Source organism: Lolliginicoccus suaedae, from assembly GCF_008312885.1.
Classification (GTDB): Bacteria; Actinomycetota; Actinomycetes; order Mycobacteriales; family Mycobacteriaceae; genus Lolliginicoccus; species Lolliginicoccus suaedae.
Map to the genome: position 1 here is coordinate 85,079 of NZ_VSSO01000004.1, position 12,612 is coordinate 97,690.

11 protein-coding genes are annotated in these 12,612 nt (G+C 68.2%); 4 read left to right on the forward strand and 7 right to left on the reverse strand.

Annotated features, from left to right (window positions below; genetic code table 11):
- Nucleotides 1-404 precede the first annotated feature (404 nt).
- From FXO18_RS12180 to FXO18_RS12195, 4 genes are all read left to right on the forward strand, one after another.
- Nucleotides 405-2,120, forward strand: coding sequence for a nitrite/sulfite reductase (locus FXO18_RS12180; protein WP_149361406.1), 1,716 nt, complete (start codon nt 405-407; stop codon nt 2,118-2,120).
- A 226-nt stretch (nt 2,121-2,346) separates the two neighbouring features.
- Nucleotides 2,347-3,048: a phosphoadenylyl-sulfate reductase gene (locus tag FXO18_RS12185; RefSeq protein WP_149361407.1), complete on the forward strand. Its 702-nt coding sequence runs from the start codon at nt 2,347-2,349 to the stop codon at nt 3,046-3,048.
- A 38-nt stretch (nt 3,049-3,086) separates the two neighbouring features.
- Nucleotides 3,087-4,052: a sulfate adenylyltransferase subunit CysD gene (gene cysD / locus FXO18_RS12190; protein ID WP_235900644.1), complete on the forward strand. Its 966-nt coding sequence runs from the start codon at nt 3,087-3,089 to the stop codon at nt 4,050-4,052.
- A gap of 2 nt (nt 4,053-4,054) precedes the next feature.
- Complete coding sequence (locus tag FXO18_RS12195; protein ID WP_149361408.1) at nt 4,055-5,347, forward strand: sulfate adenylyltransferase subunit 1; 1,293 nt, start codon at nt 4,055-4,057, stop codon at nt 5,345-5,347.
- A gap of 282 nt (nt 5,348-5,629) precedes the next feature.
- Here FXO18_RS12195 and FXO18_RS12200 read toward each other — a convergent pair whose 3' ends face one another.
- From FXO18_RS12200 to FXO18_RS12225, 7 genes are all read right to left on the reverse strand, one after another.
- Complete coding sequence (locus tag FXO18_RS12200; protein ID WP_149361409.1) at nt 5,630-7,921, reverse strand: hypothetical protein; 2,292 nt, start codon at nt 7,919-7,921, stop codon at nt 5,630-5,632.
- 199 nt (nt 7,922-8,120) lie between these two features.
- On the reverse strand, nt 8,121-9,089 hold the full coding sequence (locus tag FXO18_RS12205) for a sulfate/molybdate ABC transporter ATP-binding protein (RefSeq protein ID WP_149361410.1): 969 nt from the start codon (nt 9,087-9,089) through the stop codon (nt 8,121-8,123).
- A complete protein-coding gene (gene cysW, locus FXO18_RS12210) occupies nt 9,086-9,895 on the reverse strand; it encodes a sulfate ABC transporter permease subunit CysW (protein ID WP_149361411.1) in 810 nt (269 codons plus the stop codon). The genes FXO18_RS12205 and cysW overlap by 4 nt, the downstream gene beginning before the upstream one ends.
- Nucleotides 9,892-10,722: a sulfate ABC transporter permease subunit CysT gene (gene cysT, locus FXO18_RS12215; protein WP_149361412.1), complete on the reverse strand. Its 831-nt coding sequence runs from the start codon at nt 10,720-10,722 to the stop codon at nt 9,892-9,894. Before cysT ends, cysW begins: the two co-directional genes overlap by 4 nt.
- Before the next feature lie 4 nt (nt 10,723-10,726).
- Nucleotides 10,727-11,776 (reverse strand): extracellular solute-binding protein, encoded by a 1,050-nt coding sequence (locus tag FXO18_RS12220; protein ID WP_149361413.1) that lies wholly within the window; start codon nt 11,774-11,776, stop codon nt 10,727-10,729.
- Between the two features lie 160 nt (nt 11,777-11,936).
- Nucleotides 11,937-12,029, reverse strand: coding sequence for an Ms4533A family Cys-rich leader peptide (locus tag FXO18_RS16270; protein ID WP_407936471.1), 93 nt, complete (start codon nt 12,027-12,029; stop codon nt 11,937-11,939).
- Nucleotides 12,030-12,178: 149 nt separating this feature from the next.
- Nucleotides 12,179-12,454 (reverse strand): hypothetical protein, encoded by a 276-nt coding sequence (locus FXO18_RS12225; protein WP_149361414.1) that lies wholly within the window; start codon nt 12,452-12,454, stop codon nt 12,179-12,181.
- Nucleotides 12,455-12,612: the final 158 nt, after the last annotated feature.

Genomic DNA, 12,612 nt, shown 5'->3' on the forward strand with positions numbered 1-12,612 from the left:
CTATTCGCCCTGGGCTATCGTGCTGGCCTGGCATATCGGGGCCCGCGGCGAGCCCCGCGTGCCAGTGTGCCCGCCCGCGGCCCCGCCTGGAAATCGACGCTCTAGCTGCACGTTGTGGTGGCCGTCGGTGTTCATGGCACAATGAACGCGTGAGTGGACCACAAGAATGGCTGGCAGGGATGCACCTGGTGCAGCGCCGCCATATCGATTTCAAGCGTGTTTGCAGTTGCTGCTGTCGCAGCACCACTGCCTGAACGCGCGCCCGCTCCCCCTTGCGTGGCTGGCCGAGCCCGCGCGTCTGGCCCATGGTCCCGCAGTAATCCTCTTGCTGCCAGGGAGTGCCGTGCAGGCCCTGCACGGCTCCGTGGCATCGTCCCCAGCACACCATTTCCCAGGAGACTTGAATGTCGTCAGCCCACGACGCCACCGCGCGCAGTGACCGTGGCGGCCGTGCCCGCTCGACGCGGCCACGGCGCCGCAAGTCCGAGGGCCAGTGGAAGCTCGGCTACCGCGAGCCGCTGAACGCCAACGAGCAGTCCAAGAAGGACGACAACCCCCTCAACGTCCGCCAGCGCATCGAGAACATCTACGCGGTGCGCGGCTTCGACAGCATCGACAAGGCCGACCTGCGTGGCAGGTTCCGCTGGTACGGCCTCTACACCCAGCGCGCCCAGGGCTACGACGGCACCTGGACGGGCGACGAGAACATCGACGTGCTCGAGGACAGCCACTTCATGCTGCGCATCCGGTGCGATGGCGGCCTGCTCGACCTCGAGCAGCTGCGCGTGATCGGCGGGATCTCCCAGGACTTCGGCCGCGACACCGCGGACCTGTCCGATCGCCAGAACGTGCAGTGCCACTGGATCCGGGTCGAGGACATGCCCGAGATCTGGCGGCGCATCGAGGGCGTTGGCCTGACCACCACCGAGGCGTGCGGCGATACCCCGCGCATCATCCTCGGTTCCCCGCTCGCGGGCCTCGCCGTCGACGAGGTGATCGATCCCACACCGGCGATCAAGGAGATCACGCGCCGCTACCTCGGTGACCCTCGCTACTCGAACCTCCCCCGCAAGTTCAAGACCGCCATCTCGGGCCTGCAGGACGTCGCCCACGAGATCAACGATTGCGCGTTCATCGGCGTGGACCACCCCGAGCACGGGCCCGGCCTCGATGTGTGGGTGGGCGGCGGGCTCTCGACCAACCCGATGTTCGCGCAGCGCCTCGGTGCCTGGGTTCCCCTCGACGAGGTGCCCGATGTGTGGGAAGGCATCGTCGCGATCTTCCGTGACTACGGCTACCGGCGCCTGCGCGGCAAGGCGCGCCTGAAGTTCCTCGTGAAGGACTGGGGCGTGGAGAAGTTCCGCCAGGTCCTCGAGGACGAGTACCTCGGGCGCAAGCTCCTCGACGGCCCCGCGCCAGAAGACCAGACCATGCCTCGCGACCACGTGGGCATCCAGAAGCTCAAGAACGGCAACTACTCGGTGGGCGTGGCACCCATCGCGGGCCGGGTCTCGGGGACCAAGCTCCTCGCTGTCGCGGATGCCGCCGAGCGCGCTGGCTCGGACGCGGTGCGGCTCACGCCCTACCAGAAGCTCATCATCGTTGATGTCCCCGAGGCCAATGTCGAGCCGCTCGTCGCGGAGCTTGCCGCGCTCGGGCTGCCCGCCCGGCCGTCGCTGTGGCGCAAGAACCTCATGGCCTGCAGCGGCATCGAGTTCTGCAAGCTCTCGTTCGTCGAGACCCGCAAGCGCTCCCAGGACCTCGTGCCCGAGCTCGAGGAGCGGCTCAAGGACCTCAACGAGCAGCTTGATGTGCCAGTGACGATCAATATCAACGGCTGCCCCAACTCGTGCGCGCGCGCCCAGGTCGCCGACATCGGCTTCAAGGGCCAGCTCGTGCTCGATGACGACGAGAACCAGGTCGAGGGCTTCCAGGTGCACCTCGGAGGCCATCTCGGCCTCGCTGCGGACTTCGGCCGCAAGCTGCGCCAGCACAAGGTCACCACCGACGAGCTCGGCGATTACGTGGAACGCGTGGTGCGCCAGTTCATCGACGACCGTCACGACGGCGAGCGGTTCGCCGACTGGGTGCTGCGCGCCGACGAGGAGAAGCTGCGCTGAGCAGCAGGGACGAGGAACAGGCACGCATGAGGACAGGCAGCGGTGGAGCCCGGCAGCGCCCCGGCGGGAACAGATCCCGCCAGCGCGCCGTTCTACCTGATTGCCCCCCAGCGCGCCCCTTGCACGCACGTGGCCGGCAGCACAGCCCTGCTGACCGGCATCCGGAACCAGGCGCTCCGGCCGGCACCGTCGGCGGCGTGCCTGTTCCCGACCGAAAGGTGACATCATGAGCATCGCGACCGAGAGCGAGCTGCGCGCCATCGCCGAGCGCGGCGCCGCGGAGCTTGACGGCGCATCCGCCGAGGAACTGCTCCAGTGGACCGAGGACACGTTCGGGAGCAGCTACATCGTGGCCTCCAACATGCAGGACGCTGTGCTCGTGCACCTCGCCGCGCAGGTCCATCCCGGAGTGGACGTGCTGTTCCTCGACACTGGCTACCACTTCGCCGAGACCCTCGGTACCCGCGATGCCGTCGAGCAGGTCTACGGCGTGAACATCATCAACGCCACCCCCGAGCACAGCGTTGCCGAGCAGGACAGCATCGAGGGCAAGGACCTGTTCGCGCGCGACCCCAATCGCTGCTGCTTCCTGCGCAAGGTGGTGCCGCTGCGCGAGAACCTCGCGGGCTATGATGCCTGGGTCACCGGCATCCGTCGTGTCGAGGCTCCCACCCGGGCCAACGCTCCGCTGATCTCCTACGACGAGGCTTTCGGCCTCGTGAAGATCAACCCGCTGGCGGCGTGGACCGACGAGCAGATGCAGGATTACATCGACACGCACGGCATACTGGTGAACCCGTTGGTCGACGAAGGCTACCCTTCTATCGGCTGCGCGCCGTGCACGGCCAAGCCCACGCCCGGTACTGACCCGCGCAGCGGCCGCTGGGCGGGGAAGAACAAGATCGAATGCGGCCTGCACGCATCATGACACCATCACAGACAGCCGGACTGGCGTCCGCACGAGAGATGAACGGGGTGTTGCCTGACGTGGGCACGCACATCGCTGACGAAGACTCACCACAGCACCATGCGGCAGCAACGGACTTCGACACGTTGACCGCCCTGGAATCCGAAGCGATCCACGTCTTCCGGGAGGTAGCGGGCGAGTTCGAGCGCCCCGTCATCCTGTTCTCCGGCGGCAAGGACTCGACGGTGCTGCTGCACCTCGCCATCAAGGCGTTCTGGCCCGCGCCGCTGCCGTTCACGCTCCTGCACGTCGACACCGGGCACAACTTCCAGGAAGTGCTCGACTTCCGCGACCGCATCGTCGAGCGGCACAACCTGCGCCTGCACGTCGCCAGCGTCGAGGAGTACATCGCTGACGGGCGCCTCGAGGAGCGCGCCGACGGCATCCGCAACCCCTTGCAGACCGTTCCGCTGCTTGACGCGATCAGCGAGCACCGCTTCGATGCCGTGTTCGGCGGCGGCCGCCGCGACGAGGAGCGCTCCCGCGCCAAGGAACGCATCTTCAGCCTGCGCAACGCCTTCGGCCAGTGGGATCCCAAGAAGCAGCGCCCCGAGCTGTGGAACCTTTACAACGGGCGCCACTCCCCCGGCGAGCATGTACGGGTCTTCCCCCTCTCCAACTGGACCGAGCTCGACATCTGGCGCTACATCGCCCGCGACAACGTCGAGCTGTGCCCGATCTACTACGCGCACGAGCGCGAGGTCTACCAGCGCGACGGCATGTGGCTCGCCCCCGGCCCCTGGGGCGGACCCGCCGACGGCGAGCAGCTCGAGACGCTCTCGGTGCGCTACCGCACCGTCGGCGACGGATCCACCACCGGAGCAGTGCTGTCGGATGCCACCGATAACCTCGCGATCCTCGCCGAGGTGGCCGCATCCCGGCTCACCGAGCGAGGCGCCACCCGCGGTGATGACCGCGTCTCCGAGGCCGCCATGGAAGACCGCAAGCGAGAGGGATATTTCTGAGCATGAGCGACCTACTTCGCCTCGCCACCGCCGGCAGCGTCGATGACGGCAAGTCCACCCTCGTCGGACGGCTGCTCTACGACACCAAGTCCGTGCTCGCCGACCAGATCGACGCCGTCACCCGCGCGTCGGTCGATCGCGGCCTCTCCACGCCCGACCTCTCGCTGCTCGTCGACGGCCTGCGTGCCGAGCGGGAGCAAGGCATCACCATCGACGTCGCGTACCGCTACTTCGCCACCCCGCGCCGCTCCTTCGTGCTCGCCGACACCCCCGGGCACGTGCAGTACACCCGCAACACCGTCTCGGGAGCCTCCACCGCGCAGCTCGTGATCCTCCTCGTCGACGCGCGCAAGGGCGTCATCGAGCAGACCCGCCGACATGCCGCCGTCATGGCGCTGCTCGGCGTTCCCCGCCTCGTGCTCGCTGTCAACAAGATCGACCTCGTGGATGATCCCGCCGAGGTCTACGCTCGCATCTGCACCGAGTTCACCGCGCTCACCACCCAGCTCGGATGGGCGCCGGAGAACGTGCAGGAGATCCCCGTCTCGGCACTGCACGGCGACAACATCGCCACGCCCTCGGAGCGCACCCCCTACTACAGCGGCCCCACGCTCATCGAGCACCTCGAGTCCGTGCCCGTCGATGCCGAGCCGCACAACGTGGGCCTGCGCTTCCCCGTGCAGTACGTCATCCGCCCCCGCACCGCCGACTACCCCGACTACCGGGGCTATGCCGGCCAGATCGCTGCCGGGGAGGTCCGGCCCGGCGATGAGGTGCTCGTGCTTCCCGCAGGGATCCGCAGCACCATCGCCAAGATCGACACCATGGACGGCGAGCTCGAGCACGCCGAGGCAGGCCGCTCCGTCACCCTGCTGCTCACCGATGACATCGACATCTCCCGAGGGGACGTCATCACCTCCCCCGGCGATGCCCCCGAGCCCATCAGCGATTTCGAGGCCACCGTGTGCGTGCTCGCCGACAAGGCGCTGCGTCCCGGTGCCCGCCTGCTGCTCAAGCACGGCACCCACACCACCCAGGCGATCGTCGGTTCGCTCATCGAGCGGTTCAACGAGCAGGAGCTCCGCGCCGATCCCGGGCCCGAGTCGCTCGCGCTCAACGACATCGGCCGCGTGCAGATCCGGGTGGCCAGCCCCATCGTTGCCGATGACTACGCCGTCAACCGCCATACTGGTAGCTTCCTGCTCATCGATCCCGCCAGCGGCAACACCCTCGCCGCCGGGCTCGTCGGAGATGTTCTCTCCGCCGTGGAGATCGGCGAGCGGCGCAACAGCTAGGACGCACTAGCCTGGCCGGTTACCGTTGCTGGCGAGCCTGACGCGCACCCGCGCCGCTGGTGGAAACTTTTCCCGCTCCAGGGAGGAAAAGTTTCCACTGGCGGCGTGCTTGCGTTGGTGGAGGCTTTCGCGCGCGCGTTTCCCCCGCAGCCCCGCTAGCTGGCACGCAGCTGCCACCCATGCCGAGCAGCGGCCAGGCTTGCGCGAACCTGCCACGGTCCTGAACGTGGCAGCTGGGTCCGATCCGTGGCAGCTCCGAACCAAGGGTGGCAGCTCCGGGGACTACTCGCCGCTGCCGGGAGGGGTGAGGTCAAGCTGCTCGACGACCTGCACCGGGTGCCCCACCTCGGAGTCCATGGTGATGGCGATGCCCTCGCCGAAGGGCTGGACCGCGCGGGCTATTCCATCGCTGCGGGACGGCACGCGCCACGGTTCCCAGCGGACGCCGTGATCGGAGAGCCAGATCACCGGTCCGCTGGCCTGGTTGGACGTGTAGCGGCCGGCCGCGGCGAATCCTCCCGAGACGGCAACGGGCTCGCTCATGGTAGCGCCGAACCCGGTACGGAAGGTGCCCTCGAACTGGATGCCGTCCTCGGTACGGAGCACGATGTTGCGACCACCGGTTGTGGCACTGAGGATCGCTTCGTTGTCGCTGGTGGCACAACCAGTGAGCTCGCCCTGGCCACTGCCGAGGATCTCCGCGGTGGCGCGGGTCCATCCTTCGGCGTCCTTCCGCCAGATCGCGGGCACCGGCGAACCATCATCCACAGTTGATCCAGCAACGAGCACGGGCCCATCGGCCACCTGGCATACCGCGTTCGCGGCGCTGCCCTCATCGGTGCCGCCGAGGATCTGCTCCATGGTCCAGGTGCGTCCGTCCGGGGATGCCCAGACCGTCGCCGCAGGCGGGTGCGCGGACTCGGGTCCGGTGGAGGCACCCACGGCATACCATCCCTCATCGGTGCGGGTGACGGCGGTCAGCCTGGCGTCCGAGACCGCGCCGAAGCCCTCGGCAGGCACCCACGGCTGGTCCGGGGCAGGCTGGAACCAGCCGCGTGCCTCGATGCGGTTGCTCTCGACGCTAAACTGGGATCCCAGCGCGATGATCTCGCCCGCTTCGGTGCTGGAGACCACACCGCCAACGAGACCGGCGGCCTCGGGAGGGTCGACAGTGATCGGGACGAGGGCGGGCGACCCCTCCGGCGCGCCACCGCGCAGCTCGAAGAGCTCGCGCTGCTCGGAGCTGCTGAAGTCTGCTCCATCGATGTCGTATTGCACTCGTAGCGTGGTGGCGAGCACGCGGCCGGCAGCGGAAACGATGTCCTCCACCTGCGCGATCTGCTCGCTGGTGCCGACGCGCTGCACCTCGCGCCATTCCTCGCCGGGGCCCTTGACGCCCATGACGACCTCGCCGACGGCGAACGAGCCGAGGAGCACCGCGCGCTGCTCGGGGTTCATCCCAATGACAACGCCGCCGACGCCCGGGAAGTCCATCGGCTCGGAGACACCGTTGAAGAACCACTGACCGTCCGGGGTGCGATGGTAGAACCCGGCGCGGAGGGAATCGTTGTTGCTTGCCACGACGTAGAGGTCGCCGCCGCGGGCGGAGGGCCGTCCCAGGGTGGTATCGACGCCTTCGGCGATGTAGAACACCGATTCGGCAGGAGGCGCCGGCACGGTCTCGGCGGTCCATTCCGCGCCGTCTCCGGAAGACCACGCTGCGGGGACCTGGCCACTCTCGGCCTGGGGGTTGAGCGTTCCGCCGGTCATGACGAACTGATCGCCGATGCTCTCGACTCCCGAGATGACCATGTCGCTGCTGCTGCCGATCGGGTGCGGGCCATCCCAGGTGCTGCCCGCGTCGGTCGAGGTGTAGGAGACGAACGTGCCAGCAGCCCCCTCGTCGCCGCGCTGCGCGATGAGCACGACATTGTCCCCGTGGGCCGCCATGTCCACGATGAGCCGCTGCTCGCGGTCCGGGATACCGGGGAGCAGCGTGTACTCCACCGAGTCGCCCTCGACTATGGCGACGCCGAGCTCCTTGTCCAGCGAGTTCCCTGCCGTGATGATCTTCTCCCCGGTGACGGTGCCGGTGACGACCCGGAACTCGTTGGCGTACTCCGGTGGCAGCGGCACGGCGGACCAGCCGCGGCGATCACCGGAGCGCCAGATGCGGGACACGAGGGCACCATCCTCGAAGGAGGTTCCCACCACGGCACTGATCGATCCGTTGCCAACGAGCCCCCCGGAGAAGGGGTGCGGGTAGTCGGGCGCCACTTCGATAGGCGACCACGCGTCTCCGTTGTCGGCGACCCACACCACCGGCCTCGTGGAGCGGCCTGGGGCGGCCATGTTCAGCGCGACCGCGTAGGGCACGTTCTCCGCAGGGGGCAGCAGGTCGAGGCCGCGGCCCGCGAACTCGCCTGAGCGGAACAAGGAGCCAGGCACATCGGCGGGGACAGTGCTGAGCTCGCGCAGCTCGATGGGGGGCGCCTGGGTAGTCTCCGGAGGCGGCTCGGTGGACGCTTCGGGAACCTCGTCCGGCGTGGATGCGCACGATGCGGCGAGCAACACCACCGCTAGGGCAGCGAGGTGCCGCCGTGCCGTGCGTCGGTTCGGCGGAGCGTGATGTGGCCTGTTCGCCTGCCCAGGATGAGCCATGATTCCGACACTAATGCGTGTCCTCCCCAGGTAGTGCCACAATGCCCGAGTTCGCCGCTGGATATTGCCCCCCTGGCCCTGCCGGAGGTTGTCACAGGCCTCGCTTGGGGGGCTACCGCGCCGCGGTAGTGGCGGCCCCGGGGATGTGCGCGGCCCGCACGTAGATCTGCTCGCCCCGCTCGAGCCCGAGATCGTCAGCGTCGCCGCGGGTGATCTGGGCGGAGAGGCGTGGGTCGCCGTTGAGCGGCACGAGCTCTACCCGCACCTCGAACCCGAGCCGGACGATGCGGTCCACGGTGGCCTCGATGGCGCCCGGGTGGAATGTCCGGTCGAGGTGGAGGTCATGCGGGCGGACGAGCGCGCCGTTGATCGTGGCGACGGGCCCGAGGAAGGACATGACGAAATCGTTGGCGGGGCGCTCGTAGAGATCGTCGGGCGTGCCGACCTGCTCGATGTTGCCGCGGTTCATGACTGCTATGCGGTCGGCGACATCGAGGGCCTCCTCCTGGTCGTGGGTGACGAGGACGGTAGTGACGTGGACCTCGTCGTGCAGCCGACGGAGCCATTCTCGGAGGTCTGCGCGCACCTTGGCATCGAGCGCCCCGAAGGGCTCGTCGAGCAGCAGCACCTTCGGATCCACCGCGAGCGCGCGGGCGAGGGCCATGCGTTGCCGCTGCCCGCCCGAGAGCTGGGCCGGGTAGCGGCGCTGGAAGCCGTCGAGGCCCACGATGCGCAGCAGCTCGTCGACGCGATCATTGATCTCGTTCTTGGGGCGGCGGCGGATGCGCAGGCCGAAAGCGATGTTGTCGCGCACGGTCATGTGCTTGAACGCGGCGTAGTGCTGGAACACGAACCCGATTCCGCGCTTCTGCGGCGGCACCCCGGTGACGTCCTCCCCGCCGATGGTGATGATGCCCGAGTCCGGGCTCTCCAGCCCGGCGATGGACCGCAGCAAGGTGGACTTGCCGGACCCGGACGGGCCGAGCAGGGCAGTGAGGCTGCCCGAGGGGATGTCGAGGTTGACGCCGTCGAGCGCGATGAAGTCCCCGTAGTTCTTGCGGACGTCGGTCACGGTGATCATGGTGTGCTCCGCTTGCGGTCGAGTAGGGTCATGAGCAGCAATGTCAGGATCGCGATGCCCATCAGCAACGTCGCGGCGCTGTAAGCACCGTACGTGTTGTGATCGTCGATGTAGCGGGCGTGGACGAGCAGGGTGAGCGTCTGCGATACCCCAGCGAACCCGGACGAGACCATGAGCACGGCCCCGAACTCGCCCAGTGCCCGTGCCACGGTCAGCACCACCCCGTAGGTGAGGCCCCAGCGGATCGCGGGCAGGGTGATCATTCGGAAGGTCTGCCAGTTGTTCGCCCCGAGGGTGGCGGCGGCCTGCTCCTGCTCCTCGCCGATCTCGCGCAGCACCGGCTCGACCTCCCGCACCACGAAGGGCAGGGTGACGAAGATCGTGGCGAGCACCATGCCGGGCAGTCCGAAGATGACGCGGATGCCGGTGAGCTCCACGATGCTGCCGAACCAGCCGCCGACGCCCCACAGGGTGATGAGCGCGACGCCCACGACCACGGGCGAGACGGCGAACGGGATGTCCACCACGGCCTCGAGGAGCCGCCGCCCGGGGAACCGCCCGCGCACGAGGGCGAGTGCGGTGACGATGCCGAAGATCACGTTGATGGGCACCACGATCACCACGATCAGCAGCGATAGGTTCAGCGCCGATATGGCCGCCGGGGTACTGATGGCTTCCCAGAACGCGATGAAGCCGTTCTCGAACGACCGGTACAGGATCATGCCGATCGGGATGAGCAGCAGCAGCGCGAGGTAGGCGAGCGCGACGAAGCGCAGCAGGTAGCGGGCGTTCTTGCTGAGGATCATGTGTCCTGCTCCTCCCGCCGGGTGGCCCGGTTGGACAGGACCCGCAGGACGAGCAGCGTGACGAACGCGATGGCGAGCAGCACCACTGATGTCGCGGCCGCATCGCTGGAACGGTCCATCTCGAGGAGCTGCTGGATGTACTGGGAGGTCACCTGCGTCTCGCCGCGGATGTTGCCACCGATGAGGATGATCGAGCCGAATTCGCCGATCGCGCGCGCGAACGCGAGCCCGGCGCCACCGAGGATCGCCGGGGCGAGCACGGGCAGCACGACCTTGCGCAGGATCGTCAGGTTGCCCGCGCCTAGCGAGGCCGCCGCCTGCTCGACATCCCGGTCGAGCTCCATCAGCACCGGTTGCACCGATCGCACCACGAATGGCAGCGTGACGAACGCGAGCGCCACTATGAGGCCGGCCTTGGTGGCGTTGAGGTGCACGTTGATCGGGCTGCCGGGGCCATAGAGCGACAGCAGCACGATGCTCGCCACGATGGTGGGCAGCGCGAACGGCAGGTCGATGATGCCATTGACGAATCGCTTGCCCGGGAACTCATCGCGCACCAGGACCCAGGCGATCATCGTGCCGAACACGACATTGATCAGGGCCACCACGACCGACACGAGGACGGTGATGCGCAGCGAGGCGAGCGCGCCCGGGGCGGTGATGGCGTCCCAGAAGCCGCCGATGCCACCATCCAGCGCGGTAGCGGCTAGCGCGGCGAGCGGCAGCAGCACGATGATGCTGAGCCACAGGACGGCCATGCCGACGCCGAGCGAGCCGAAGCTCGGTGATCGGCGCCGGGCTCGCGCCGGGGCGGATGTGGTGGTCATGCTCCTACCTCAATGCCTCGTAGTAGATGACGGAGATGAAGCCCTCGTCGGGATCGAACAATGTGGCGTTGACCTCGTCCCAGCCACCGAGATCATCGATCGACCACAGTCGCTCGGGCTCGGGGAACTCCTCGGCGAACTCCGCAAGGATCCCCGGCACCACCGGTCGGTAGCCGGCCTCGGCCCAGGCCCGCTGGCCCGCAGCGGTGTACTGGAACCCGATGAAGTCCTCGGCGAGCGGTCGAGTGGCCGAGCCCGGACGGTCGACGATCGCGACGGGGTTGTCGATGCGCAGCGTGCGCGGGGGGATGACATGGTCGAGCGGCTCGCCGTTGCGCTCGAGGAAGATGGCTTCGTTCTCATAGGTGATCAGCACGTCGCCGCGGCCCTGGAGGAAAGCCTCGGTGGCCTCGCGCGCCGAGCCGGGCTGGATGGTGATGTGATCGTTGACGAGCCGCTCGACGAACTCGATGCCCGCCTCCGGATCCTCGCCGCCCTCGCTCGCCACCGCGTAGGGCGCGAGAAGGTTCCACTTCGCCGAGCCGGAGCTGAAAGGATTCGGGGTGATGACCTCGAGTCCGGGGCGGAGCAGATCATCCCACTCCGAGATGCCGAGCGGGTTGCCCTCCCGCACCACCAGCGTCACCACGGAGCCGAAGGGAACACCGCTATGCTCGTCGTCGTTCCAGTCCTCGCGCACGAGCCCCTCGTCGACGAGCCGGTCCACATCAGGCTCGGTGGAGAACGCCACGACGTCCGCGGGGGCGCCGAAGGCGACCTTGCGGGACTGGTCGGCGGAGGCGCCGAACGATTGGAGGAACGAGATGCCCGAGCCTTCGGGGGTCTCGGCGAAGGCGGGGATGACCTCGTCGAAGCCTGGCTTGGCGACCGCATAGGCGAACAGCCCGAGCGTGCCGCGGCTGCCGTCGCCGCCGATGGTGGACTGGCCGGGGATGTCGCTTGGCCCGCCCGCGCAGCCTGCCAGCAATAGGGCGGCTGCGGCGGCCAGGGCAGTGACCCGGCTCCCCCAGTTTCCGCGCGGCTGAGGTCGCATTGGTGAACTAGCCTTCCCGTCTCGACTGACATGACACTAAGCGGTTCATATCGGAGGCGTGCAGCCACGATCACTCCAGGGACATGAACTGCCGCCATGATTCGGGGGCGGCGCCCGGCCAGCTCCTAGTGCACGCGATGCGTGACGAGCAAGGCTTGGCTCAGCGACAACACATGATGTCAGCGACGGCGGGCAGGCCAACAGCAATGAGCGCCAACTGATGGCGTACTACATATTGCTCGGCTGCTTCCACGGCGCCAATCCTAACAGGGGCGGCCGCGTGCGGGAAAACACACGATCGCCGGTGCGCCCCGGCCGTGGCTCAGAGCATCGAGATCCCCCACGCGATGAGTACCAGCACGAGCAGCGCCACCAGCGCCAGCGATACACGGGACGTCGGCATCAGTGCTCTCCATTCCTTGCTTCCGCGCCATCGCTGCCCGGCGGCGATCCAGGCTTGCTGCCCCATCGCGGAACGCGCCGCAGCACCTTGTAGTACACGGCGCTGCCAGCGGCATCGAGCCAGCGGGCAAGCACGAAGCACAGCGGCACCACGATCACGGCAACGATCGCGACCTGCGGCAGGAACGACAAGCCCGTGATCCACAGCTCGGCGCCATCCCACCAGCGGGCCACCATATCCACGCCACCACTGTAGCGGTCGTCGTGGCCGTCCACCCCGCTGGTCCCGGGCCGCCACCGGAACCGCCGGATGCCGAATGCGCGCGACCGCCCGCCAGCCGGTCCACAATAGGAGCATGGCGACCCCCGCAGCGGAGAAACCCACCGAGGAGAACCCCACGAGCCACCGCGATCGGAGCACGGCCGACCCTGGC

Coding starts and splice junctions, on each gene's coding strand:
- FXO18_RS12180 (WP_149361406.1), top strand. CDS start 405: ATGTCGTCAGCCCACGACGCCACCGCGCGCAGTGACCGTGGCGGCCGT.
- FXO18_RS12185 (WP_149361407.1), top strand. CDS start 2,347: ATGAGCATCGCGACCGAGAGCGAGCTGCGCGCCATCGCCGAGCGCGGC.
- cysD (WP_235900644.1), top strand. CDS start 3,087: ATGAACGGGGTGTTGCCTGACGTGGGCACGCACATCGCTGACGAAGAC.
- FXO18_RS12195 (WP_149361408.1), top strand. CDS start 4,055: ATGAGCGACCTACTTCGCCTCGCCACCGCCGGCAGCGTCGATGACGGC.
- FXO18_RS12205 (WP_149361410.1), bottom strand. CDS start 9,089: ATGATCACCGTGACCGACGTCCGCAAGAACTACGGGGACTTCATCGCG.
- cysW (WP_149361411.1), bottom strand. CDS start 9,895: ATGATCCTCAGCAAGAACGCCCGCTACCTGCTGCGCTTCGTCGCGCTC.
- cysT (WP_149361412.1), bottom strand. CDS start 10,722: ATGACCACCACATCCGCCCCGGCGCGAGCCCGGCGCCGATCACCGAGC.
- FXO18_RS12220 (WP_149361413.1), bottom strand. CDS start 11,776: ATGCGACCTCAGCCGCGCGGAAACTGGGGGAGCCGGGTCACTGCCCTG.